This window comes from Caballeronia choica (assembly GCF_001544535.1).
GTDB lineage: Bacteria > Pseudomonadota > Gammaproteobacteria > Burkholderiales > Burkholderiaceae > Caballeronia > Caballeronia choica.
The window spans coordinates 22,200-45,277 of record NZ_FCON02000045.1 but is presented as its reverse complement, the minus strand read 5'-3'; the positions used below and the strand labels follow the sequence as shown (position 1 = coordinate 45,277).

The following is a 23,078-nucleotide window of genomic DNA, read 5'->3' as shown; positions in this document are numbered from 1 at the left end:
AGCTTGTCGGCGGTGTCGCTGCCGATGTCGCTGTTGCGCGGACGCGCGCACGGCGCGTTCGTGCTGTGCGCCTTGCTTTCGGCGTGCGGCGGCGCGCCCGCCCAGAGTCAGAGTCAAAGCTCAAGCCCGAGCCCGAGCCCGAGCCAGGATGAAATGCGCCCGCCACTGCACCATGCCCGCCACACCGCATCCGGCTACGTGAACAACTACGGCGACTTGCCGCACGAATCGCTGCTCAAATGGCGCTGGGAACGCTGGAAGGAAGGCCTGCCGAAACCGCCCGCGAACGGCTATCACTTTCCGCTCGATCATCCCGATGTCGCGTGGCTCAAGGCGAACCGCACCGTCGATACGCTGACGTGGATCGGCCACGCCACCGCGCTCGTGCAGGTCGATGGCGTGAACATCCTGACCGATCCGGTGTTCTCGCAACGGGCGTCGCCGGTATCGTTCGCCGGTCCCGAACGCAAGGTGCCGCCGGGTTTGTCGATCGCCGAGTTGCCGCATATCGACGTCGTGCTGATCTCGCACAATCACTACGACCATCTCGACACCGCGAGCGTGCAGGCGCTCAATGCCCAGGCGGGCGGGCCGCCGCTCTTTCTCGTGCCGCTCGGCATCAGGAAATGGATGGCCGACAAGGGCATTTCGAACGCGCGGGAACTGGACTGGAGCGACGCAACGCACGCGGCCGGCCTCGACTTCTGGTTCGTGCCGAGCCAGCACTGGTCGGCACGCAGTCTCACCGACCGCGCCGAGACACTGTGGGGCGGATGGGTCGTCAGGACGCCGCCGGGCGCGGCGCGTCCGTATTCGTTCTGCTTCGTCGGCGATACGGGATACTCGAAGGACTTCAAGGACATCGGCGAGGCGTTTGGCGGCTTCGACCTCGCGCTCATTCCGATCGGTGCCTATGCGCCGCGCTGGTTCATGCACGCACAGCACGTCGATCCGCAGGAAGCCGTGCAAATCTTCAGCGACCTTCATGCGAAGAAGGCGATCGGCATTCACTGGGGCACCTTCGAACTCGCCGACGATCCGCTCGACGAGCCTCCGCGTCTGCTCGCCGAAGCGGTCGCGAAGGCGGGGCTTTCGTCCGACGCGTTCACGGTTCTGCGCCACGGGCAGACGATCAGGCTCGACGATGCTTCGCCATCGCGCGACGCGCGTTCGCCTTGAACGATCGATCTGGACGACAAGCCGACGTGGCTGTCAGTCCTGCTGCCGTTGGCGGATACCCGGCGTGACCCGCTCCTGGCGCGTCACTTCGACATCCCCGCAACCAGCACCGCCTTGTCCCGATACAAATCAGGGAACATCTGCTTCAAATAGTCGATCTTCGGCAGATCGTTGATCGCGATATATCCGCTGTCGGGATGCAGCGTCAAATAGTTCTGGTGATAGTTCTCGGCCGGATAAAACCCCTTGAAGTCCTCGACGCGCGTGACGATCTTGTCATGAAACGCATGCGATGCATCGAGTTGCGCGATATACGCCTTCGCTACCGTCCGCTGCTCCGCATTCACCGGGAAGATCGCCGACCGGTACTGCGTGCCGTGATCCGGGCCCTGGTAGTTCAGCTCGGTCGGATTGTGCGCGACCGAGAAGAACACCTGCAACAAGCGGCCATAGGTGATCTGCGCAGGATCGAAGGTGACCTGCACCGATTCGGCGTGTCCCGTATCGCCTTCGCTCACGATCTCGTAATGCGCGGTAGTCGCCGCGCCGCCCGTATACCCCGATACGACCTGCGTCACGCCGCGCACGTGCTGGAACACGCCCTGCACGCCCCAGAAGCAGCCGCCCGCGAACACCGCCGTCTCCGCATGCGTCGCGCCGACGTGTTCGTCCTGCGCGGGCGGCGGAATCCTCGTCGCGCCTTCGGTCGAATTCGCCACGCGTTGCAGCGCGAAGACGCTGACCACCAGCATTGCCGCGCCCGCCACCTTCACCCACGGCTTGCGCGTCTGAGATTTAGCCAACATTGCCACTCCTTCAAAGTCGATCGGTAGCGCCGAATCACCGCGAGTCAGCCGAACGTGAACGCGTAAGCCTCGACGCCCGCATCCAGGAACTCGATGCTGAAAGTATGATCCTCGATCGCGCCGGTCTGGCGCACGAGTTGGTAGAGCCGCTCTTCCGTCACCGTGCCGCTGCCGTCGGCGGCGACGTCGGTGCCGTGCGCCGCGCCCGGCGCGGCGCCGTCGATGCTCACGCGAAAGCGCACCGGCTTGCCGTCCGGCGTCGGACCCAGCACCAGATGCAAGTCGCGCGCGTGAAAGCGATAGACGATGCTGCCCTGCGTCGCGGCGAGCGTCGCGCGTTCGCCGCCGACCTTCCACTCTCCCGCGAAACCCCAGTCGTTGACCGAGAGTCGCTTGGGCGCGGCGTAGTCGTGCACCTGGTCCCGCGTCTGGCCGCCGGGTGACGCGAAATTTTCCGCGCGCTGATAGCCGACATAGGTCTCCGGCGAGCGCATATCGGCGCCGTCGGCGGCGAGCTGGACGCCTTCTGCGCCGGCTTTCGTCAGACCTGTCGCCACGTTCGCGGCGCTGGCATGTCCCGCTTCGACCAGCAATTGCTGGATCACCTTTTCCGATTCCGCATACTCGCCTTCGCCGAAGTGGTGATGGCGGATCTGCCCTTGTGCATCGACGAAGTAGTGCGCCGGCCAATACTGGTTATTGAGCGCGCGCCAGATCGCGAAGTTGTTGTCGATCGCGACCGGGTAGTCGATGCCGAGATCGTGCGTCGCTTTCCTGACGTTGTCGACGTTGCGTTCGAAGGCGAATTCCGGCGCATGCACGCCAATCACGACAAGCCCCTGATCGCGATACTTCTGCGCCCACGCCTTCACGTAAGGCAGCGTGCGCAGGCAGTTGATGCACGAATAAGTCCACACGTCGATGAGCACGACCTTGCCGCGCAGCGCGTCGGCGGTGAGCGGCGGCGAGTTCAGCCACTCGACCGCGCCCGTGAGCGGCGGAAGCCTGCCCTCGACCGGCAGCGCAGGCTCGGCGCTCACCTGCATCATGCCCGGCGTGGCTTTCACCTTCGCCTTTGTCTGCATGGCTGCGCCGCCGCCCGACAACCGGTCCACGAGTTTCTGCTCGATGCCGCTCGTCGCGACCGTCGATACGCGGGCCAGCACGCCGGTGTCGAATCCGAGCGCGATCGCCGCCACGCCGGCCAGCATCGCCGCGCCGATGCCGCGCCGCACCCATTCGCCCGCGCCGAGCGAGCGCTTCATCGCCGTGAACACGCGGCCGCCGATCAGCAACGCAACGGCCAGCGAAGTCGCCGCGCCCGCCGCATACGCCACGAGCAACAGCGTCGTGCCGATGCTTGCGCCGCGCAACGCCGCTCCGGTCAGCACGAGGCCGAGGATCGGGCCGGCGCAGGGCGCCCACAGGAGACCGGTCGCGATGCCGAGCAGGAACGACGATCCCGCGCCCGACTTTTGCCCATCGCCTTGTGCGAATGTCGAAAGCCGGTTGCCCGCGTTCACCAGCGGACGCATCAGGCGCTCGGCGAAGCTGGGCAGCAGCAGCGTGAGGCCGAACACGGCGAGCAGCACGATGGCAAGCCAGCGGCCGTACTGGTTCGCCTGCGCGACCCAGCCACCGCCGACGGCGGCGAGCGTCGCGACGAGCGCGAACGTCACCGACATGCCCGCGAGCAACGGCAGGCCGCTGCGCACGAACGGCTGGTCGGCGCGCGCGAACACGAACGGCAGCACCGGGAGGATGCAGGGGCTCAGGATCGTGAGCGCGCCGCCGAGGTAAGCAAGGACGATGAGTAACATGGTCGTGTTTGAGTAGGTGTAGAGCCGGCGCTCAGGCCGCGCCCGGCGTGAAGTTCATCGCGAGGCCGTTCATGCAGTAGCGCAGGCCGGTGGGCTTCGGGCCGTCGTCGAATACGTGGCCGAGATGCCCGCCGCAGCGCCTGCAATGCACTTCGTTGCGTTCCATGCCGAAGGAACCGTCGGTGCGCGTCGCGACCGCGTGATCGAGCGGCGCCCAGAAGCTCGGCCAGCCGGTATGGCTGTCGAACTTCGTGCGCGACGAAAAGAGGTCGAGCCGGCAGCCGGCGCAGGAAAACGTCCCCGCGCGATGCTCGTCGTTGAGCGGGCTGGTATACGGGCGCTCGGTGCCTTCGTGCCGCAACACGTCGTATTGAGCGGGCGTGAGCAGCCGGCGCCATTCGGCGTCGGGGTGCGTCACTTCGAACGCGTCGCGCGGTTGCGCGGCCGATGCGCGCCACTGTGCCGTCGCCGCGAACGCCGCGGCCGCCGCGCCGGCGGTCAGCAGAAAGCGCCTTCGTGTTTGCATGATGTGCTCCTCGTTGAACCAGTGGACGCATTCTCAGGCGCGCGCGGTGTCGAAGTCCTCACGAAAAGTTAAATTAAATGTGATACCTGGCGGCGCGTAAATTTTGCACAATGACCGGGTCGCCATCCTGCCCGTCGGGCGCCGGTGGCTTCGCATTCAAGGGCATCGTCAATCACATGGACCATCCGAAGCGCATCCTGATCGTCGAGGACGACGTCGACATCGCCGACGTGCTGAGCCTGCACCTGCGCGACGAGCGCTATGAAGTCGTGCATTCCGCCGACGGCGCCGAAGGCCTGCGCCTGCTCGAACAGGGCGGCTGGGACGCGCTGATCCTCGACCTGATGCTGCCGGGCGTCGATGGCCTGGAAATCTGCCGCCGCGCCCGCGCGATGACCCGCTACACGCCGATCATCATCACGAGCGCGCGTTCGAGCGAAGTGCATCGCATCCTCGGCCTCGAACTCGGCGCCGACGACTATCTGGCGAAGCCGTTCTCGGTGCTCGAACTGGTCGCGCGGGTGAAGGCGCTGCTGCGGCGCGTCGATGCCGTCGCCAACGACCTGCGGCTCGATACGGGGCGGCTGGAAGTGGGCGGCATCTCGATCGATCCGCTTGCGCGCGAGGCGTCGGTGGACGGGCGCCGGATCGAACTGACGCCCCGCGAATTCGACCTTTTGTACTGGTTCGCGCGGCATCCGGGCAAGGTGTTCTCGCGCATGGACCTGTTGAACGCGGTGTGGGGCTATCAGCACGAAGGCTATGAACATACGGTCAACACGCATATCAACCGGCTGCGGATGAAAGTCGAGGAAGACGCCGGCGAGCCACGCCGCATCGTGACGGTGTGGGGACGCGGCTACAAGCTCGCCGCCCCTCAGTCGCGCGAGGACGCGCCGTGAAGCTGACCCTGACACAACGGCTCGCGGCCGTCTTTTGCGTGCTGCTGCTGGCGTGCTGCGGCGCGTCCGCGTGGCTGCAGATTCGCGCGAGCGACTTGCGCGAGAAAGAGGTGATCCAGAGCCTGTCGCGCGATCTCGCCGGGCACATCGCCCACGACGCCGCGCTGATGGACGCGAGCGGCCTCAAGCCCGACGCCGTGCGCAAGCTCTTCATGCAACTGATGGTGGTGAACCCGAGCGTCGAGGTATACCTGCTCGACAAGGACGGGCGCGTCGTCGCCGACGATGCGCCTCCGGGCCATCTGAAACGCAACAAGGTCGATCTCGCGCCGGTGCGGCAACTGATCGCCGGGGATGCGTTGCCGATTCTCGGCGACGATCCGCGCAGTATCGACAAACGCAAGGTCTTCAGCGCGGCGCCGTTGAGCATGGCCGGGCGGGACCCGGCTGGATATGTCTACGTGGTGCTGCTCGGCGAAGAACACGATCAACTGGCGGCGCGCGTGTCGGCAAGCGGCGTGCTGCGCACGACGCTCGCGATGATGGCGCTCGTCACGCTGCTCGCGCTGGTGGCCGGCCTCGTGGCGTTCGGCCTGATTACGCGGCCGCTGCGCCGCCTGACCGACGCGATGCGCCGCTTCGACGCGGACGGCCCGCCCGCTACGGACGTTGATACCCAGCAGCCGCGCGTGCCGCGCTCGCGCTACGCGAGCAAGGACGACGAGATCGTCGTGCTGGAAACCGCATTCGCACAGATGGCTGAGCGCATCGGCGAACAATGGCGCGCGCTGACGCGGCAAGACCGCGAACGGCGCGAACTCGTCGCCAATATTTCGCACGACTTGCGCACGCCGCTTTCGTCGCTGCATGGCTACCTGGAGACACTCTCGCTGAAAGCGGACACGCTCGGCGAAACCGACCGGCGCCGCTATCTGTCGATCGCACTCGCGCAGAGCGCCAAGGTCGGCCGGCTCGCGCAGGCGCTGTTCGAACTGGCGCGGCTTGAGCACGGCATGGTCGAGCCGGAGCGCGAGACGTTTTCGCTCGCGGACCTGCTGCAGGACGTCTTCGAGAAGTTCGAGCTGGCCGCCGAGTCGCGGCGGCTGAACCTGCGGGCGATCATCCCGGCGCGGCTGCCGCCCGTGCAGGCCGATCTCGCGATGATCGAGCGCGTGCTGACGAACCTGCTCGACAACGCGATTCGCCATACGCCGCCCGAAGGCACGATCGAAGTCGAGCTGGCGAGCCTCGGTGGCCGGGTGTCGGTGACTGTGAGCGACACCGGCCCCGGCATTCCCCCACAACAGCGTGAAGCGCTGTTTCAGCGGCCCTTCACGTCAGGCGGCGCGCATCGCGGCGGTGGGCTAGGGCTGCTGATCGTGCAGCGCATGCTGCAATTGCATCGGAGCCAGATCCGGCTGGTCGACCGCGAGGGCCGGGGCACTACGTTCCAGTTCGAACTGGCGGCGGCCGGCGTTGCGCAGGGCGTGCATCAGGCCGAGTGATCGACGGATCAAGCCCGCGTTTTACGGAAAATCGGCGCCGAGGGAGGTCGCCTCCCGGGCGTCGAAATCGTGGGTTGTTGTTTACGCCGTTTGATGCGCTTGTGCTTCTATGGAACTTGTTTTCTTATTGGTTTATTTGCTCTGCCCCTGTCCGGGGCGGGACTCACTTTCTTTGCTGCTGCAAAGAAAGTAAGCAAAGAAAGCAGCTTCCCAACGCGAATTCTTGCCATGCGCCACTAGCCCGTTCCCTCGGAGTGGTCCAACCGGGGGAGTGTCGTTAGCGGGGTTTCCCCGTTGTTGGCATGTAGAAGAGGTACGGGCGTCGCACCGCAATACGAAGTGGACCAGCAGTCATACATCCGGCTTCGCGCTACGCGCTCACCCGTCAGGGAAAACTAAAACCCGAAACCCATCGCTGAATCTACGTCCTACGTTCGTGCTGCCGCATGCTTCAATTCACCACCGCTAGCAGACCTGTCGTCGGGCACGCAGTGCCAAGACGGATGAATGACTGCTGTTCCACTCCGTATAGCGGTGCGACGTGCGCGCCTCTTCTACATGCCAACAACGATGAAACCCCGCTAACGACACTCCCCCGGTTGGACCACTCAGACATAACGGTCTGGCGGCGCATGGCAAGCATTGGCGGTGGGAAGCTGCTTTCTTTGCTTACTTTCTTTGCAGCAGCAAAGAAAGTGAGTCCCGCCCCGGACAGGGGCAGAGCTAATAAACCAAAAACAAAACGAGTTCCATAGGAGCACAAGCGCATCAAACGGTGTAAACAACCCAACCCAACCCACCCCCAAGCGCCAGCGCTCCCCCCTAACCCGCAGTCTTCCCGCCATCGACCGTAACGATCTGCCCCGTGACGAACGAGGCCGCATCCGACGCAAGGAAAACAATCGCCCGGGCGATGTCCTCCGGCTTGCCGACTCGTCCAAGCGGCACCTTCGACGCGAGCGCCGCCTTCTTCTCCGCCGTGCCGGTGAAGCGATCGAGCATGCCGGTATCGGTCGGGCCGGGTGCCACCGCGTTCACACGCACGCCCGCCGCGGCGTTTTCGAGTGCAGCGGACTTCGTCATGCCTTCGACCGCATGCTTGCTGCCGGCATAGACCGCCGCATAAGCCGCGCCTTCATGCCCGTAAGTCGACGACACGTTGACGATGCTGCCGCTCTCCTGCGCAAGCATCACGCGCAACTCGTGCTTCATGCTGAGCAGGGTGCCAAGCACGTTGGTGTCGAAGGTCGCGGCGTAGCTTTCCGCGCTCTGGTCGACGATCGCGCCCGGTTGACCTTCGGTGCCCGCGTTGTTGACTGCGGCGTCGATGCGGCCGAAGCGCGCGACCGTGGCGTCGACGAGGTTGCGCACGTCGCCGTCGTGGCGGACGTCCGCCCGAATGAAGTGCGCTTGCGCGCCGAGTTCGCGCAGTTCGGACGCGAGCGCGTTGCCTTCGGCTTCACGACGGCCGGAGACGACGAGACGCGCGCCGCTTTCGGCAAACGCGATGGCGGTGGCGCGGCCGATGCCGGTAAGCGCGCCGGTGATCAGGATGACTGGCTTGTCCATTTTCGATTCCTCGGAGATATGGGTTGCGAAGCTCAGGCGCCGCGGGCTTTTCGTCGAGTGCCTTTGCTGTGAGGCAAATTTAGGCTTTTCTTGCGTCGCGGAAAAAGACTTTATAAGCTGGACCACATGCCTCGCAGGCATGGGAGCCCGCATGGAACTTCGACATCTCCGGTACTTCGTCGCCGTCGCGGAGACCGGCAGCCTGACCGTCGCCGCCGAAAAGCGGCTGCATACCTCGCAGCCGTCGCTGAGCCGCCAGATTCGCGACCTGGAGGACGAAGTCGGCGCTCCCTTGTTGAGCCGCAGCGCGCGCGGCGTCGAACTCACGGCGGCGGGCCGCGCCTTCCTCGATCACGCGCGGCTCGCACTCGCCCAGGTCGACGCGGCGACCGAAGCCGCGCGCCGCGCGTCGAAGCCGGCCAAGCAGGTTTTCGCACTGGGCTTCCTGACCGGGCATGAGATGACCTGGCTGCCGCGCGCCATGCGACTCTTGAGCGACGAGTTGCCCAACATCGACGTCACCGTGTCGAGCGACTATTCGCCGGATCTCGCCGATGCGCTCGCGCGCGGCAAGCTCGACCTCGCCTTCCTGCGCGCCGAACCGGGCTTCGACCTCGACTACCGGGTGGTGGATCACGAACCGCTCGTCGTGCTGATGCCGAGCGATCATCCGCTGACCTCGCGCGACAGCATTCGTCCAGAGGACTTCTCCGGCGAGACGTTCATCGCCGCATCGAACAAGGCGACCGTGCTGCGCGCCGTGATCGAAGGCTATATCGAGTGGTGCGGGCTCGACATCACGCCGCAGCACGGCGTCGACAATCTCGCGATGGCGATGTCGCTCGTGGCATCGACGCGAGGGTTGGCGCTGATGCCGGCGTATGCGCGCAACCTGCTGCCGGGGTCGGTGGTCAGCCGGCCGCTCGCGGGTACGGTGCCGACGATCGATCTCGCGATCGGATACAGCCGGTCGAACACGTCGGCGACGCTGAAGCTTTTTTTGTCACGCGCCGATGAACTGGCCGCGAGCGCGGCTTTGTCGTGACAGGCGAGCGGGGTTTCAGGCGTGCGTCTCGTCGGCGTGCGGCGAGCCGGCCCGGTTCGTCGCGCGCGCCGCACGCGTCAGCCGTGCGCGCACGAAGCCGATGTGTTCGCGCAGCACATAGAAGGCATCCGCGTAGGCAAGCGGCGTGCGCAACGTGTCGAGCGATTCCTCGATGTGGTCGAGTTCGGCGAAGAGCGCGCGGCGCTCCTCCTCCGTCGAGTGATCGAGGGCGCCGCGTTCGATCGCGATCAGCGAGCCGTAGTAGCGATAGATGCGCGAGCGCACCCGCCAGCTATAGAGCGCGGGGATGAGCCGCAAGGCGGGCACGAGCAGCACGGCCATCGGCACGAGCAGGAACAGCAGCCGGTCCACGACGCTCGCGATCCAGAACGGCAGCGTGCGGAACAGCAGGCTCTTGCCCGACCGGTAGTAGCGCTTGGCGTCGTCGCTGATCGGGTATTCATGCGCGACCGGGCTTGGGAACTGGCCGGCTTGCTGCATGATCCCCGGCATGCCGTGGATCTCCTGCGCCGCTTCGATGATGAGGTCCGATATCGCCGGGTGGAGCGTCGGCCGCGCGACGATCTCGACAGTCGGGCTGATCAGGTGGACCGTTTCCGGCGGAATCCTGCGGCCGAGGTCGAGCACGCCGGGCGGAAGGTCGATTTCGTCGAGATACGAAAAGAGGCGCGTATAAGCGTTCGCTTCGGCGAAGTCCATCACCGAGATGCCGGGCACTTTCAGGAGCCGCAGCATCAGCCCGCGCGTCGCCGAGTCGCCGTTCAGGATCGCCGCGTCGGCCTCGCCCGCGACGAGTTGCGTCGCGGCTTGCAGGCCGTCGGAGGGAAGCAGCGTGGTGCTTTCGCCGGGTTCGATGCCGTTGGCCGCCAGCAGCTTGAGTGACAGCATGCGCGTGCCGCTGCCCTCGCGGCCGATCGCGATCCGCTTGCCCGCGAGTTGCGACAGGCGGGTCAGGCCACGGCCGCGATAGAACACGACGACCGGCGCATAGAAGACACTGCCGAGCGACACCAGCGATGAACTCGAAGTCGCGAGCCCGTCCGACGAGCCGCCCTGAACCAGCGCGAGATCGACATGCTGCCTCGGATCGAGCAGGCGTTGCAGGTTTTGCACCGAGCCATCGGAGACCAGCACGTTGAGCTTGATGCCGTTGCGCGCGAGGATCTTGCGGTATTCCACGGCCGTCAGGTAGAGCGAACTGTCGCGCGGCCCGGCGCTCATCGTGATGCTGCGCGGCGGCGCCGGGTCGACGAGCCAGACGACGAGCAGCATCGTCACCACGAAGATGACCACGAAGGGCGCGAACGTGATGACGATATCGCGCAGGTGGGTCGACGCGTGATCGTTCGCAGGATGCGGCCGCAGCGGGCGATAGCGCTTCATGTGCGCCACTTCCGCTCAGCCGCTCGCCCGTTTGACGAGCGCGGCGTTCGATACGGCGGCCGCGAATTCCGAGCACGCCGGGCCGCCCATGCGAGCCGGAATGATCGGATGCCGGCAACCCCGAAGACGGGTGAGCGCGGTGTCGAACGGTGCGGTGGTCTCGGCCATGGCGATCCTTCCGGTTATGTTGCGCGGCTTCAGCATGCCCTTGTGCGCATTCTGCTCCATTGTGACAGGCGGCGTCGAGCGGGAGGCCGCTGGCGCTGGATTATGATGAGCGCTTCCCAAGGCACGTGGACTGCCGATGAACGACAACCCTTCTTTCTCCATGCAACCGACGTTGGCCGGCCGGATCATCGAACTGCAACCGCTCCAGCAAAGCCATGCGGCAGCGCTTCTCGATGCAGCGGCGGACGGTCAGTTATGGAACATGAAGCTGTCGGTCATACCCGGACCGGGGTCTGCCGACAAGTACATTGCTACCGCTCTCGCAGGACGCGAGGCCGGGACGGTGATGCCGTTCGCCATCGTCCAGCGCGACAGCGGGCGTGTTGTCGGCAGCACGCGCTTCTGGAAGATCGATCGCGCGAACCGGAAGATGGAAATCGGACACACGTGGTTGAGCGAGTCGGTGCAGCGTTCGGGCGTCAATACGGAGGCGAAATATCTTTTGCTGACGCATGCGTTCGAGGTCATGCGGGCGGTGCGGGTTCAGTTCACCACGGACGAACTCAATGAGAAGTCGCGGGCCGCGATTTTGCGCATTGGCGCGAAGCAGGAAGGCATCGTTCGAAACGAGCGGATCATGCCGGACGGACGAGTGCGGAATTCCGTGCGGTTCAGCATCGTCGATGGCGAGTGGCTGGAGGTGAAGGCGATGCTGCAGGCGAAAATGAGGTAGATGGACGCAGGCGCTCGGGACGGGGCTGTTTACCCAAACCGCACCCCAAGCGCCAGCAACTACCCACCCATCCGCACCCTGGCCTCCGCCGTCGTCTGAAACCCGCCGGCGGCTTCGTCGAACACGTTCACCTTGCCGTGCCCGATGTCATACACCCATCCCTGAACCTTCAGCGTGCCCAGCGCAAGGCGGCCAGCCACCGCCGGATGCGTGCGCAAGTGCGTCAGTTGCAAACGGATGTTCTCTTCCACCATCGCCTGCACGACCTGCTCGCTCGCAAGCTTGCGCGCCGTGACCACGCTGCGCGCGGCCTCCGCATTGCGCAGCCAGGCGTGGACGGTCGGCATCTCGTCGGCGATGGCCGCGCCGGACGCGAGGCCCTTCATCGCGCCGCAGTCGGAGTGGCCACAAATGACGATCTGCCGGACGTTCAGCGCCAGCACCGCATATTCGACGACCGCCGATACGCCGCCCAGCATCTCGCCATAAGCAGGCACGATGTTGCCGATGTTGCGGCACACGAAGAGTTCGCCGGGACGCGTCTGCGTGATCATTTCCGGCGACACGCGCGAATCGGCGCACGTGATGAAAAGCGTATGCGGGGCCTGGCGGTCCGCCAGGCTTTTGAACAGGTCCTCATTGCCGGGGAAGACAACCTGGCTGAATTCGTCCGCGCCCTGGAGCAGATACAGCAAGTCGTGCTCGCAGGACTTGCCGCGTTCTTCGCTGGGGGACCATTGGTCTGACATGGACGGCCTTCCTTGTCGTGATATTGCGTGATGTTGCGTGATTGTCGCGGATTCGACGCCAGGCCCGTGAATATGTTCCGATGACGGCCGTCGCGCACAGAAGCATTTCAGCACATCGACAGGCGCTGCGCACGCGTCGCGTGTCGGACGGTTTCCGGTGGCACCGGTTTCGTGCGTCGAACGCGGCGGCGGTGCACGCAAAAAAGGCCGGGGTTGGCCCGGCCCTTCTGGACGCTGGAAATACACCCCTGCTTATCCGACGCGGATGAGTCCGAGTTGCTGCAATGCGGTCACGCCGTCGTCCAGACCGATCTCCTCGACGATCATGCCATCCTTCAATCGAAGCACGGTCGTGCCGGTGAAGTGCATCTTGCGGCCCGTTTTCGCCGGCAACGATCCGGCGAGGAAATCGTCGAACGCGGGTCCCGTATGCGTGCCGCCGCCTTCCCAGCGGCCGACGACATAGTCGCCCTCGGCAATCAGGTCCGCCGCGCCCCAGAAGTTCAGGTCGGGAAACGATTCGCGGAAATCCGTCATGAAGGCCTTGATGTCGTCGCGGCCGCGTCGCGGCTCGTGCAGCGAGTAGCGCAGGAGCATGTCGGGGGCGGCAAGTGCATCGACGATGCCGAGATCGCAGGTCTTGCCCCAGAAATCGTTGAACCAGCGGGCAACGATTGCCTTGTTGTCGTCTTCCTTGGACATGGTGAATTCCTCGATTGGCTGTGGTGAAAAGAGAAGCTCGATTGCCTCTCTCAGCCCGGACGATATCGACGCGAGCCGCCCGCAGCGCTCCGTTTCTTGCTCCAATATCGAGCGCGCGGTCGATGCGAATCGAGCAGCAAGAAACGGAGTGCGTGCATCCTTGTGGCGCCTTAGCCTGAGCATTCGATCCAATGCGGAGTTCGATCATGCTGCCACTGCTCTCGCTTCATGCTCTCGCGTCGCGACTACAAAACGGCGACGGATTGCGCCCCGAACTTCTCGCGCTATTCGAACGCCAGATCGGATCAACGGACGGCCTCGTCGCCCCGTTCGATCCCCCCTTCGAAGCAGAGGCCGTTCATCGGGACGACGCGCAGAGCGATGCTTCTCGTTCGTAGCATCGGGTGCCTCGTTCTTGTCGTCGCGATTGTCGCGGCGTGCGCGTCGGCGTCGGCGTCCGCGCAGCAGCCCGACGTGAGCGCGATGCAGCCGCGCCACTCGCCGGATGCCGTGCAAGAACCGCCCAAGACACTGAAAGAGCGCCTCGGCGACAAGGCAAGCGACGATCAGCGCGTCGACAACTGCAAGGTGCCCGCCGACCGCCGGGGTCCGAAGCCGCGCCCGGACGCCTGCGCGCACTAACTCGAGACGCAGCGCCGGTCCCCGCTCGGAGACGGTCGATCACGGCGCCCGATGCGCCGGTTCGCACCTCGCCCGGCGCGTCACCACACCGCTCGCACCACCCTCCTCAGGCAGATCCCGCCGTCCCGTCGCAAAATCAGGCAAAATTCAGGGTTGAATGTCTGTCTGCGGCCGGTTTGTGGCGCGGCCGCCAGCGCTCCCCAACCCGCCTCCAACCGATTCTCGAACCTGAGACAAGCGATGAGTACCCAGCAACCGACGATCATCTACACCCTCACCGACGAAGCTCCGCTGCTCGCGACCAGCGCCTTTCTGCCGATCATCCGCACGTTCACCGCGCCGGCCGGAATCAACGTCGAGACGAGCGACATCTCGGTGGCCGGCCGCATCCTGGGCGAGTTCCCGGAGTTCCTGACCGAGGCGCAACGGGTGCCCGACAACCTCAAGGAACTCGGCCGCCTGACGCTGCTGCCCGATACCAACATCATCAAGCTGCCCAACATCAGCGCATCCGTGCACCAGTTGGTGGGCGCGATCAAGGAACTCCAGTCGAAAGGCTACAAGGTGCCGGATTTCCCCGAGGAACCGAAGACCGACGCCGAAAAGGCCATCCGCCAGCGTTACTCGAAGTGTCTCGGCAGCGCCGTGAACCCGGTGCTGCGCGAGGGCAACTCGGACCGCCGCGCGCCCGCCGCCGTGAAGAACTACGCGAAGAAGAACCCGCACAGCATGGGCGAGTGGAGCATGGCGTCGCGCACGCACGTCGCGCACATGAAGCACGGCGACTTCTATCACGGCGAAAAGTCGATGACGCTCGACCGCGCCCGCGACGTGAAGATGGAACTCGTCACGACGAGCGGCAAGACCATCGTCCTCAAGCCGAAGGTCGCGCTGCTGGACGGCGAGATCATCGACAGCATGTTCATGAGCAAGAAGGCGCTCTGCGACTTCTACGAAGAACAGATGGAAGACGCGCGCAAGACCGACGTCATGCTTTCGCTGCACGTGAAGGCCACGATGATGAAGGTCTCGCATCCGATCGTCTTCGGTCACGCGGTCAAGATCTTCTACAAGAACGCGTTCGAGAAGCACGGCAAGCTGTTCGATGAACTGGGCGTGAACGTCAACAACGGCCTCGTCAATCTGTACGACAAGCTCGAAACCCTGCCGACCTCCAAGCGCGAGGAAATCATCCGCGACCTGCACGCCTGCCACGAGCATCGCCCGGAACTGGCGATGGTGGATTCGGCGAAGGGCATCTCGAACCTGCACGCGCCGAACGACGTGATCGTCGATGCGTCGATGCCGGCGATGATTCGCATCGGCGGCAAGATGTGGGGCGCCGACGGCCGTCCGAAAGACACGAAGGCCGTGATCCCGGAGAGCACGTTTGCCCGCATCTATCAGGAGATGATCAACTTCTGCAAGACCAACGGCAACTTCGACCCGACCACGATGGGCACCGTGCCGAACGTCGGGCTGATGGCGCAGCAGGCCGAGGAATACGGCTCGCACGACAAGACCTTCGAAGTGCCGGAAGCCGGCGAAGCGCGCATCGTCGATCTGGCAACGGGCGACGTGCTGCTCGTGCAGAACGTCGAAGCGGGCGACATCTGGCGCATGTGCCAGGTGAAGGACGCGCCGATCCGCGACTGGGTCAAGCTCGCGGTCACGCGTGCGCGCAACTCGGGCATGCCGGCGCTCTTCTGGCTGGACCCGTATCGTCCGCACGAAGCCGAGATGATCAAGAAGGTCGAGACCTACCTGAAGGATTACGACACCAGCGGCCTCGACATCCAGATCATGTCGCAGGTGCGCGCGATGCGTTATACGCTCGAGCGCGTGATCCGCGGCCTCGACACCATCTCGGTCACCGGCAACATCCTGCGCGACTACCTGACCGACCTGTTCCCGATCATGGAACTGGGCACCAGCGCCAAGATGCTGTCCATCGTTCCGCTGATGGCGGGCGGCGGCATGTACGAAACCGGCGCGGGCGGCTCGGCGCCGAAGCACGTCAAGCAACTGGTCGAGGAGAACCACCTGCGCTGGGATTCGCTGGGTGAATTCCTGGCGCTGGCGGTGTCGCTGGAGGACCTGGGCATCAAGACGGGCAATGCAAAGGCCAAGATCCTCGCCCGGACGCTCGATGCCGCCACCGGCAAGCTGCTGGAGAACAACAAGAACCCCTCGCCCAAAACCGGGCAACTGGATAACCGCGGCAGCCAGTTCTATCTCGCGATGTTCTGGGCGCAGGAACTTGCGGCCCAGACCGACGACGCCGCGCTCGCCAAACAGTTCGCACCGCTCGCGAAGCAACTGACCGAAAACGAGCAGACGATCGTGGCCGAGTTGGCCGAAGTGCAGGGCAAACCCGCCGACATCGGCGGTTACTACATGCCCGAGTTCGACAAGCTCGACACCGTGATGCGGCCAAGCCCGACGCTGAACGCCGCGTTGTCGGCGGTAAAGGGTTGAGGGTTCGTTGAACGCGCCCTTCCGGTCCCTGGCCGGAAGGGCGCAGGCTTTACTCTTCCGACATAACCCTGGCGCGTCCTCCGGGACAGCCAGGCGTCCCCTCATCGCTCCCTTGCCTGCATTGCCCGTCGTGGTGCCTTCTCGCGCCGGCGAACGCGCGCCTCACGATAGTCACGCACTCCTGCTTTCGCGGGTATCCACGATGCGGGTATTCGTCGGCGGGCCGGTCGAGCAGACTCTGGAAACGCTGGAGATGAACGAAGGCATTCGATATCCGGCGCCATCCATTGACTACTGGAAGCGCAGCGATGACTCGCTTCGCATCCGATGCCACCGTCGGGAGCCACGCCATGTATATCGGACTTCTCGTTTCGCAAAGCCGGCAGACGCAAGAGTACAGCCCTCATCACGCCGACATGCCGGCGCTGGACGTCATGTATCCGCGTCACGTCAACGGGCTCTGGCAACTTGTCAAAGGTCTGTTTCGTAAGCTCGTTCAGCCGGCGACTTCGCCCTGACATCCGCCCGACGTTTCATTCTCACCACGCTCTTATTTTGGTGACTAGGGTTATCCCTTATTCGTCCCGTACACTCCCCCGGAACGGCAGCAATTTGCGACACCAGCAGTACGACCGGGAGAGCAAGATGCAGAAACACCGAAATCACAAAGTTGTCATCGTCGGCGGTGGTGCCGGCGGCCTCGAACTGGCATCCAGACTCGGACGACGCTTCGGCTCGCGCCACGTCACGCTGATCGACAAGAATCTTTTCCACATCTGGAAGCCGTCGCTGCACGAAGTCGCGGCGGGCACGCTCGACATACACAAGGAAGGCCTGTCTTACGCGATGCTCGCGAAGCATTGCGGCTTTACGTTCGTGCCGGGAGAAGTACGCGGCGTCGATCGCGATGCGCAAACGGTCGAACTCGGTCCGCTGACATCGGAGCAAGGCGAGGAATTCGTTCCGCGGCGCGGCGTGCAATACGATTCGCTCGTGATCGCGGTCGGCAGCCGGTCGAATTTCTTCGGCACGCCGGGAGCGTCCGAACACGCGTTCGCGCTCGATTCGATGACCGAAGCCGAACGCTTCCGCCTCAAGCTCTTGCGCGCGCTGCATCTGGTGAACGTCGCGAAGCAGGTGGGCAGCGGGCGGCAACTGAACATCGTGATCGTCGGCGGGGGCGCGACCGGCGTCGAACTGGCGGCGGAACTCCGGGAAGCGTGCGCGAACATCGCGCTCTATGGGCTGACTGGCCTCGAACCGCAACGAGACGTCCGCATCACGCTGATGGAGGGCGCGCCACGCATCCTGGCGCCGCTGCCGGAGAAGCTGTCGAAGGCGGCGCATGGGCTGCTGTCGGCGCGCGGGATCGACATCATGACCAACGTCCGCGTCGCGAGCGTCGACGCGAACGGGCTGAAGGACTCGTCGGGCAACTTTTATCCGGCGGATATCTGCGTCTGGGCTGCGGGCATCGAAGCGCCCGCGTTCCTCAAGAATTTTGGCCTTGCCACCAACCGGCTGAATCAGCTCATCGTCGACGAATTCCTTTGCACGGACGATCGTCACGTGTTCGCGCTCGGCGACTGCGCTCAGGCGCCGTGGGCCGCGCGCTCGAAGTCGGTGCCGGCGCGTGCTCAGGCAGCGCACCAGCAGGCGAGCTACCTCTTCAAGGTGATGACGGGTCGCATCCTGCAACGCTCGACGTCTTCACGTCGTCCGTTCGATTATCACGACCGTGGTTCGCTCGTTTCCGTCGGTCAGGCGGAAGGCGTGGGAAGCCTGATGGGCGTGTTGACCGGCAAGAGTCTCTTCGTCAAAGGGCAGCTCGCGCGGCTGATGTACATGAGCCTGCACCTGATGCACCACCAGGCCGTGATCGGCACCCTGCCGACGATGCTCGCCGCGCTCGGCCGCCTGTTGCTGAAGCGCACGGCGCCGCGGGTGAAGCTTCACTGAGTGCGCGTAAGCCGATGGTATGGAACCGCGGCAAGGCCCCGGCCGTGAGTTCCTCGATGGCAGTCGAGTCCAAGGAAATTGTTCGTGAATCGACAAATGTGATTTCGTTCTATCGGCATGGAAGTTCGATAGAAGCGACCATAAACTGAAATGGATTGAACGTCGCGAGGGTCGTTTCGTTCTGCTCGCGAGGCTGTGAGTTACTTCGTCTTTACGAAAGATCGCAAAGGGGCATAACGATGCTGAAACTCCTCGAAGCCGTAGCGTACCTCGCGGCGCTTTTGCTGTATCTCGCGCCAGCCATCATCGCGGACATGCGCAAGCGCGAGGATGCGCTCGCCATTACGGTGGTCAATGTTCTGCTTGGGTGGACAGTCGTCGGCTGGGTCGCGGCGCTGGTGTGGGCACGTCATCCGGTAAGCGAGAGACGCTTGACGCGGGCGGCGAAGAGAACGCGGCGTGCCATTGCCCGAGTGACGATCGGTGCGATTGTTGCACGGGCGCGGGCGAGCGGGTCTGGAGGTCGCTGACGCTTTGGGCGGGGTTGGGGTCACGGTTACACCGTTTGATGCGCTCAGGCTTCCATGGAACTTGTATTGGGGTTGGCTCAATAGTGCTAACGGACCAATAGCAAAGCAAGTTTCATCTAACTCTGAGTGCATCAAACGGTGTAACCCAAACCCCGTGAGCGCGCATCAACACCACACAACGCGTTCATACCCCACAGTGCGTCGAAAAACATGACGCTCGCCCCAGGTGGTGTACTCCATGTACGCACACTCCAGCACCACGATCCAGTTACGCAGATACATCGCCGTTCTCCTCTCGCCTTGTCCGGGAAACCTGCCACATGTCACCTTTCGACATGACCCAGTCTACGGACGCGGCAAGCGAGACGATCGGGCGAACACAGGCCTCAGTCGGGCTCAGTTCGACGCACGAGTGCCACGGCGGCGCACGCGCGCCGCCTGACGAGTGGTTCGTTTAGGGACGGATGACGCCCGGCGGCACAAGATGGCCGCGAGCCATCACTTGAAATCGCCGGTTTCCAGTTCGACCGACTGTCCGCCGTTGTGCGCCAGCAGGCGCTTGGCCGCTTCTTCAATGCGCAAGCGGGCGTTTTCGAACGTACTCAGGAGCGCGTGAGACGACGTGCCATCGTTGCCGAAGTGATCGTTGAGCGCATCGAGCGAGACGCTGCACCAGACTTCGCGACCTTCGACGCTGGCTTCGAACGCAACACGCGAAGCCGCTACGACGTGACGTCGGCCGCTGAATTCAATGGTCATGTCTTTCTCTCCTTGGTTGAGTCGCAAAGGCGTGGATAGCATGGCCTGTGCCAGCTAGCGACGCACGTCCGCGATCGAACGTGCGTCATCATCGATTATAGGAACTACGTAGGGAGTTGGCCCGAGGGATTGGTGCGGCGCCCCCGCCGCGCGCGTGACAACATGGCGTGCGCGACGGCATCGCGCACGCAATCGGCAAGCAGCCCCGACGCCTGGGTGCGCACCGCACCCGACGCGCGCGCGATCACGAGCGGCTGACGCACCGTCGCCTCCCGGATCGGCCGCTCGACGATACCGGGCGTCTGGGCACCCGCTGCGCTCTGCGTGATCAGCAGCGAAACGCCCAGACCGCTCGCGACCATGCCGCGCACGAGCTCGATCGAGGTCGCCCGATAGCGGATCTCCGGCGCGAGCCCGAATTGCCAGAAGGGTGCGATCAAGAAGTCCCGGCTGTGCGGAAGGTCGATGAGAATGAACGGCTCCTTCGCCAGTTCGGCAAGCGGGATCGTGCCGCGCATCCTGGCAAGGCGTGTGTCCGCGCCGACGAGCGCATAGGGATGCAGCTCGGCGAGGCATTCTCGCTCGATGTCCGCAGGCAGCGCGACGTCATAAGTCAGCGCAAGTTCTATGTGACCGCTGCGCAGCCACGTTTCGAGCTGCGCCAGATCTCCCTCGACGAAACGGACCGTGAGGTTCGGATAACGCTCGCGCGCAATGCGCAGTACGCGTGGCAGATAAACCGGCGCGATCGTGCTGAACACACCGATCTGGACTTCGCCGGAAGCGGGGTCGCCGCCATCGTCCGCTTCGAAGGCGGCTGCGGCCTTGAGCAGTTGCCGCGCTTCATCGAGCTTGCGCATGCCGAAGCGCGTGAGCGTCATTCGGGTGCCGGAACCGCGCGCAAACAGGTCTTCGCCGAACAGCCCTTCGAGTTCGCGGATCGCCACCGAGATCGACGGCTGGGACACATTGAGTTCCTTCGCCGCGGCCGTCGTGCTGCCGGTTTGCGCCGCGGCGGTGAAATAGCGCAGCAGGCGCAGCGAAATGTGCATTAGAAAATCCTATAGGGCCTAATTTATTCCGATATTTTACTTGATAGCCCGCACTGCACAGAATGAACTCATCGGATCGCTCAAGCCGTAGTTTGCGAGTCGATCCATCAACCGGGTTCAATTCAGGAGTTCGACGTGGCCCATCCAGACCTGCCACTCGCCGGCATCCGTGTCGTCGATTTTTCCCGCGTGCTCGCAGGACCGTACTGCACCGCCCTCCTCGCGGATCTCGGCGCGGAAGTGATCAAGATCGAGCCGCCCGGCGGCGACGATTACCGTGCAGTCGGTCCGTTCGACAACGACGAGAGCGGCCTCTTCGCCGCGATGAACCGCAACAAGCAAAGCATCGTCATCGACTTGAAGACGGATGTGGGGCGCTCGCTTGCGCAGTCGCTATGCAAGGGCGCCGACGTGGTCGTCGAGAACTTCAGGCCGGGCGTCGCCGACAAGCTCGGCATCGGCTACGCGCAACTCGGCGACGCGAATCCCGCGCTCGTCTATGCGAGCGTGTCGGGCTTCGGGCAGACCGGCCCGAATGCGCACCGGCCCGCCTACGACATCATCCTGCAGGCGATGTGCGGCCTGATGGATGCGACCGGCACGCCTGACGGGCCGCCGACGCTCGTCGGCGAATCGGTGTCGGATGTGGTGAGCGGACTCTTCGCGTCGTGGGGCGTGCTGGCCGCACTCCTGTCGCGGGAGAAGACGGGGCGCGGCACGCATGTCGACGTGTCGATGTTCGACGCCACGCTCTCTCTCTCGGCAACACTCGTCGCGCGCTGTGTGACGACGGGCATAGCACCCGTGCGCACCGGCAACCGGCATCCATCGTCGGCGCCGTTCGGGGCATATCGGGCGGCCGATGGATTCTTCGTCGTCGCCGTGCTGAACAACCGTCTCTTCGAAACCTTCGTGCATGCGATCGGGCAGCCGCACCTGCTCGCCGACGCCCGCTTTTCCGATGACCACTCGCGCTGCCGGAACGAGGCCGATCTGCGCGTGGCGATCGAAGCATGGTCGCGGGATCGTTCGGTCGAGGAGGTGAACGCCATTCTCGAAGACGCGCGCATTCCGGTCGCGCCGATTCGCAACGTACAACAGGCGCTCGAAAGCGATCACGCGGTGTTTCGCGGCCTGCTCACCGCGACACCCCATTCCGATGGCCGCACGCTGCGCCTGCCGTCGCAGCCGGTGAAGTTTTCCGGGTACGCGGCCAATCGCGTGACGCGTGCGCCCGGCCTGGGCGAGCACACCGAGGCGATTCTCGGCCAGCGCCTCGGCATGAGTGTGGAGCGCATCGATGAACTGCGCGCACTCGGCGCCTTTGGACCCGTGGCTGAAGCCCCGAACGAAACTGAAATGGAGAGCCACCATGCTTAAGCGACTGGGCGTCGAAGACAACGACATCGAAATCGCCGACGCGATCGCACGCTTCGCGCAAAGCGAACTCGCGCCGCAAGCCGCCATCGTCGACCGCGAGGAAATATCGACGACGCGCTATGTGCCGCAACTCGCCGAACTCGGCGTGATGGGCATGAACCTGCCCGAGCGCTGGGGCGGCATCGGCGCGTCGCCGGCGGCGATCATCCTGTCGCTCGTCGAGATCGCGCGGGCGTGCGCCGCGACGTCGTCGATGATCGGCGCGCACTACCTCGCGACCGATTCGATCTTGATCGGCGGCGACGACGCGCAACGCGACCGCTTCCTTCCCGAAGCCGCGGCAGGCGTGAAGCTGGGCGCGTTCGCGCTGACCGAGTCGCGCGCCGGCTCGAATCCCGCCGACATGTCGACGCGCGCCACGCCCGAGGGCGACGGCTACCGGATTCGCGGCGTGAAGCACTTCATCTCGAACGCGCACGCCGCGGACTTCATCGTCGTGTATGCGAAGACCGATCCGGAAGCGGGCGCGCGCGGCATCAGCGCGTTCGTGGTCGACCGGCATGCAGCGGGCGTCGAGGTCGCGCCGCCGGAAAAGCTGATGGGCATTCACGGCGCGCCGGCGCACGAGGTGGCGCTCGACTGCTTCGTGCCGGCGGCGAACCGGCTCGGCCCCGAAGGCAGCGGCTTTCGCACGGCGATGAAAGTGCTGGACAACAGCCGCCTCGACGTCGCGGCGACGAGTCTCGGGATCGCCGAAGCGGCACTCGCTCACGCGGTCGACTGGGCCAGACAGCGCCACGTGGCGGGCGAACCGCTCGCACGCAAGCAGGGCTTGCAGTGGCGCTTCGCCGACATGAAGACGCGACTCGAAGCGGCCTGGCTCCTCACGCTCCAGGCCGCCGCGCGACGCGCGGCGGGCGAGCCATTCACCGACGCGGCGTCGATGGCCAAGCTCTATGCCACGGAGATGGCCGGCTTCGTCACGGACGCCGCATTGCAGATTCACGGCGGATACGGCTTCACGCGCGAGATGCCGCTCGAACGGCTCGTGCGCGACGCGCGGATTCTGCGCATCTACGAAGGGTCGTCGGAGATCCAGCGCACCGTCATCGCGCGTTCGCTTCTCGCGTGAGACCGCACTGCCAAGGCAACACATGCCACAGGAGACAC

The 23,078-nt window shown here is 64.6% G+C and carries 22 protein-coding genes; 12 read left to right on the top strand and 10 right to left on the bottom strand.

Features of this window, described 5'->3' with window-relative positions; all coding sequences use genetic code 11:
- Window positions 1-24 precede the first annotated feature (24 nt).
- Entirely contained in the window at window positions 25-1,179 is a 1,155-nt protein-coding gene (locus tag AWB68_RS20270) for an MBL fold metallo-hydrolase (RefSeq protein WP_374729587.1), read from the top strand.
- 83 nt (window positions 1,180-1,262) lie between these two features.
- Here the strand turns inward: AWB68_RS20270 and msrA are convergent, their stop codons facing one another.
- The 3 genes from msrA to msrB form a co-directional block, all read right to left on the bottom strand.
- Window positions 1,263-1,931 carry a peptide-methionine (S)-S-oxide reductase MsrA gene (msrA, locus tag AWB68_RS20265; protein ID WP_087646152.1) on the bottom strand — a complete coding sequence of 223 codons (669 nt, stop codon included), beginning with the start codon at window positions 1,929-1,931 and terminating at the stop codon, window positions 1,263-1,265.
- A 98-nt stretch (window positions 1,932-2,029) separates the two neighbouring features.
- The gene (locus tag AWB68_RS20260) at window positions 2,030-3,805 is read right to left on the bottom strand and encodes a cytochrome c biogenesis protein DipZ (RefSeq protein WP_087646137.1); all 1,776 of its coding nucleotides are present in this window, start codon (window positions 3,803-3,805) and stop codon (window positions 2,030-2,032) included.
- Window positions 3,806-3,836: 31 nt separating this feature from the next.
- Window positions 3,837-4,331 (bottom strand): peptide-methionine (R)-S-oxide reductase MsrB, encoded by a 495-nt coding sequence (gene msrB / locus AWB68_RS20255; RefSeq protein WP_087646136.1) that lies wholly within the window; start codon window positions 4,329-4,331, stop codon window positions 3,837-3,839.
- Window positions 4,332-4,507: 176 nt separating this feature from the next.
- Here msrB and AWB68_RS20250 point away from each other — a divergent pair, with 176 nt between their 5' ends.
- Both AWB68_RS20250 and AWB68_RS20245 read left to right on the top strand, forming a co-directional pair.
- Complete coding sequence (locus tag AWB68_RS20250; protein ID WP_087646151.1) at window positions 4,508-5,233, top strand: response regulator transcription factor; 726 nt, start codon at window positions 4,508-4,510, stop codon at window positions 5,231-5,233.
- The gene (locus AWB68_RS20245) at window positions 5,230-6,738 is read left to right on the top strand and encodes a sensor histidine kinase (RefSeq protein ID WP_087646135.1); all 1,509 of its coding nucleotides are present in this window, start codon (window positions 5,230-5,232) and stop codon (window positions 6,736-6,738) included. The genes AWB68_RS20250 and AWB68_RS20245 overlap by 4 nt, the downstream gene beginning before the upstream one ends.
- Window positions 6,739-7,560: 822 nt before the next feature.
- On the opposite strand, the gene AWB68_RS20240 is transcribed toward AWB68_RS20245, so the two are convergent.
- Window positions 7,561-8,307, bottom strand: coding sequence for an SDR family NAD(P)-dependent oxidoreductase (locus AWB68_RS20240; protein WP_087646134.1), 747 nt, complete (start codon window positions 8,305-8,307; stop codon window positions 7,561-7,563).
- A 151-nt stretch (window positions 8,308-8,458) separates the two neighbouring features.
- Between AWB68_RS20240 and AWB68_RS20235 the strand changes: the two genes are divergently transcribed.
- Entirely contained in the window at window positions 8,459-9,352 is an 894-nt protein-coding gene (locus AWB68_RS20235) for a LysR family transcriptional regulator (protein ID WP_087646133.1), read from the top strand.
- Window positions 9,353-9,367: 15 nt separating this feature from the next.
- On the opposite strand, the gene AWB68_RS20230 is transcribed toward AWB68_RS20235, so the two are convergent.
- Both AWB68_RS20230 and AWB68_RS48265 read right to left on the bottom strand, forming a co-directional pair.
- Window positions 9,368-10,756: a TAXI family TRAP transporter solute-binding subunit gene (locus AWB68_RS20230; protein ID WP_087646132.1), complete on the bottom strand. Its 1,389-nt coding sequence runs from the start codon at window positions 10,754-10,756 to the stop codon at window positions 9,368-9,370.
- A 15-nt stretch (window positions 10,757-10,771) separates the two neighbouring features.
- Window positions 10,772-10,924 carry a hypothetical protein gene (locus AWB68_RS48265; protein WP_160110039.1) on the bottom strand — a complete coding sequence of 51 codons (153 nt, stop codon included), beginning with the start codon at window positions 10,922-10,924 and terminating at the stop codon, window positions 10,772-10,774.
- A 136-nt stretch (window positions 10,925-11,060) separates the two neighbouring features.
- Between AWB68_RS48265 and AWB68_RS20220 the strand changes: the two genes are divergently transcribed.
- A complete protein-coding gene (locus tag AWB68_RS20220; RefSeq protein WP_087646130.1) occupies window positions 11,061-11,657 on the top strand; it encodes a GNAT family N-acetyltransferase in 597 nt (198 codons plus the stop codon).
- A gap of 59 nt (window positions 11,658-11,716) precedes the next feature.
- Here AWB68_RS20220 and AWB68_RS20215 read toward each other — a convergent pair whose 3' ends face one another.
- On the bottom strand, window positions 11,717-12,406 hold the full coding sequence (locus AWB68_RS20215; RefSeq protein ID WP_087646129.1) for a carbonic anhydrase: 690 nt from the start codon (window positions 12,404-12,406) through the stop codon (window positions 11,717-11,719).
- Window positions 12,407-12,658: 252 nt separating this feature from the next.
- A complete protein-coding gene (locus AWB68_RS20210) occupies window positions 12,659-13,108 on the bottom strand; it encodes an ester cyclase (RefSeq protein ID WP_087646128.1) in 450 nt (149 codons plus the stop codon).
- A gap of 381 nt (window positions 13,109-13,489) precedes the next feature.
- Here AWB68_RS20210 and AWB68_RS20200 point away from each other — a divergent pair, with 381 nt between their 5' ends.
- From AWB68_RS20200 to AWB68_RS20180, 5 genes are all read left to right on the top strand, one after another.
- Complete coding sequence (locus AWB68_RS20200; RefSeq protein ID WP_087646126.1) at window positions 13,490-13,750, top strand: hypothetical protein; 261 nt, start codon at window positions 13,490-13,492, stop codon at window positions 13,748-13,750.
- A gap of 240 nt (window positions 13,751-13,990) precedes the next feature.
- Window positions 13,991-16,228 (top strand): NADP-dependent isocitrate dehydrogenase, encoded by a 2,238-nt coding sequence (locus AWB68_RS20195; protein ID WP_087646125.1) that lies wholly within the window; start codon window positions 13,991-13,993, stop codon window positions 16,226-16,228.
- A gap of 308 nt (window positions 16,229-16,536) precedes the next feature.
- Window positions 16,537-16,746 carry a hypothetical protein gene (locus AWB68_RS20190; protein ID WP_087646124.1) on the top strand — a complete coding sequence of 70 codons (210 nt, stop codon included), beginning with the start codon at window positions 16,537-16,539 and terminating at the stop codon, window positions 16,744-16,746.
- Window positions 16,747-16,873: 127 nt separating this feature from the next.
- Entirely contained in the window at window positions 16,874-18,187 is a 1,314-nt protein-coding gene (locus AWB68_RS20185) for an NAD(P)/FAD-dependent oxidoreductase (RefSeq protein WP_087646123.1), read from the top strand.
- A 239-nt stretch (window positions 18,188-18,426) separates the two neighbouring features.
- Window positions 18,427-18,717 (top strand): superinfection immunity protein, encoded by a 291-nt coding sequence (locus AWB68_RS20180; protein ID WP_087646122.1) that lies wholly within the window; start codon window positions 18,427-18,429, stop codon window positions 18,715-18,717.
- A 498-nt stretch (window positions 18,718-19,215) separates the two neighbouring features.
- On the opposite strand, the gene AWB68_RS20175 is transcribed toward AWB68_RS20180, so the two are convergent.
- A complete protein-coding gene (locus AWB68_RS20175) occupies window positions 19,216-19,476 on the bottom strand; it encodes a DUF1488 family protein (protein WP_087646121.1) in 261 nt (86 codons plus the stop codon).
- Between the two features lie 104 nt (window positions 19,477-19,580).
- Window positions 19,581-20,528, bottom strand: a complete 948-nt coding sequence (locus tag AWB68_RS20170; protein ID WP_087646120.1) for a LysR substrate-binding domain-containing protein — start codon at window positions 20,526-20,528, stop codon at window positions 19,581-19,583.
- 135 nt (window positions 20,529-20,663) lie between these two features.
- Here AWB68_RS20170 and AWB68_RS20165 point away from each other — a divergent pair, with 135 nt between their 5' ends.
- A complete protein-coding gene (locus AWB68_RS20165) occupies window positions 20,664-21,908 on the top strand; it encodes a CaiB/BaiF CoA transferase family protein (RefSeq protein WP_087646119.1) in 1,245 nt (414 codons plus the stop codon).
- Window positions 21,901-23,040: an acyl-CoA dehydrogenase family protein gene (locus tag AWB68_RS20160; RefSeq protein WP_087646118.1), complete on the top strand. Its 1,140-nt coding sequence runs from the start codon at window positions 21,901-21,903 to the stop codon at window positions 23,038-23,040. Before AWB68_RS20165 ends, AWB68_RS20160 begins: the two co-directional genes overlap by 8 nt.
- Window positions 23,041-23,078: the final 38 nt, after the last annotated feature.

Excerpts from the sequence above, each read along its gene's own strand:
- AWB68_RS20175 (WP_087646121.1), bottom strand. The coding sequence starts at position 19,476 with ATGACCATTGAATTCAGCGGCCGACGTCACGTCGTAGCGGCTTCGCGT.
- AWB68_RS20230 (WP_087646132.1), bottom strand. The coding sequence starts at position 10,756 with ATGAAGCGCTATCGCCCGCTGCGGCCGCATCCTGCGAACGATCACGCG.
- AWB68_RS20180 (WP_087646122.1), top strand. The coding sequence starts at position 18,427 with ATGCTGAAACTCCTCGAAGCCGTAGCGTACCTCGCGGCGCTTTTGCTG.
- AWB68_RS20185 (WP_087646123.1), top strand. The coding sequence starts at position 16,874 with ATGCAGAAACACCGAAATCACAAAGTTGTCATCGTCGGCGGTGGTGCC.
- AWB68_RS20260 (WP_087646137.1), bottom strand. The coding sequence starts at position 3,805 with ATGTTACTCATCGTCCTTGCTTACCTCGGCGGCGCGCTCACGATCCTG.
- AWB68_RS48265 (WP_160110039.1), bottom strand. The coding sequence starts at position 10,924 with ATGGCCGAGACCACCGCACCGTTCGACACCGCGCTCACCCGTCTTCGG.
- AWB68_RS20210 (WP_087646128.1), bottom strand. The coding sequence starts at position 13,108 with ATGTCCAAGGAAGACGACAACAAGGCAATCGTTGCCCGCTGGTTCAAC.
- AWB68_RS20240 (WP_087646134.1), bottom strand. The coding sequence starts at position 8,307 with ATGGACAAGCCAGTCATCCTGATCACCGGCGCGCTTACCGGCATCGGC.
- msrB (WP_087646136.1), bottom strand. The coding sequence starts at position 4,331 with ATGCAAACACGAAGGCGCTTTCTGCTGACCGCCGGCGCGGCGGCCGCG.
- AWB68_RS20235 (WP_087646133.1), top strand. The coding sequence starts at position 8,459 with ATGGAACTTCGACATCTCCGGTACTTCGTCGCCGTCGCGGAGACCGGC.
- AWB68_RS20200 (WP_087646126.1), top strand. The coding sequence starts at position 13,490 with ATGCTTCTCGTTCGTAGCATCGGGTGCCTCGTTCTTGTCGTCGCGATT.
- AWB68_RS20190 (WP_087646124.1), top strand. The coding sequence starts at position 16,537 with ATGACTCGCTTCGCATCCGATGCCACCGTCGGGAGCCACGCCATGTAT.
- msrA (WP_087646152.1), bottom strand. The coding sequence starts at position 1,931 with ATGCTGGTGGTCAGCGTCTTCGCGCTGCAACGCGTGGCGAATTCGACC.
- AWB68_RS20195 (WP_087646125.1), top strand. The coding sequence starts at position 13,991 with ATGAGTACCCAGCAACCGACGATCATCTACACCCTCACCGACGAAGCT.
- AWB68_RS20170 (WP_087646120.1), bottom strand. The coding sequence starts at position 20,528 with ATGCACATTTCGCTGCGCCTGCTGCGCTATTTCACCGCCGCGGCGCAA.
- AWB68_RS20215 (WP_087646129.1), bottom strand. The coding sequence starts at position 12,406 with ATGTCAGACCAATGGTCCCCCAGCGAAGAACGCGGCAAGTCCTGCGAG.
- AWB68_RS20270 (WP_374729587.1), top strand. The coding sequence starts at position 25 with ATGTCGCTGTTGCGCGGACGCGCGCACGGCGCGTTCGTGCTGTGCGCC.
- AWB68_RS20220 (WP_087646130.1), top strand. The coding sequence starts at position 11,061 with ATGAACGACAACCCTTCTTTCTCCATGCAACCGACGTTGGCCGGCCGG.
- AWB68_RS20160 (WP_087646118.1), top strand. The coding sequence starts at position 21,901 with ATGCTTAAGCGACTGGGCGTCGAAGACAACGACATCGAAATCGCCGAC.
- AWB68_RS20250 (WP_087646151.1), top strand. The coding sequence starts at position 4,508 with ATGGACCATCCGAAGCGCATCCTGATCGTCGAGGACGACGTCGACATC.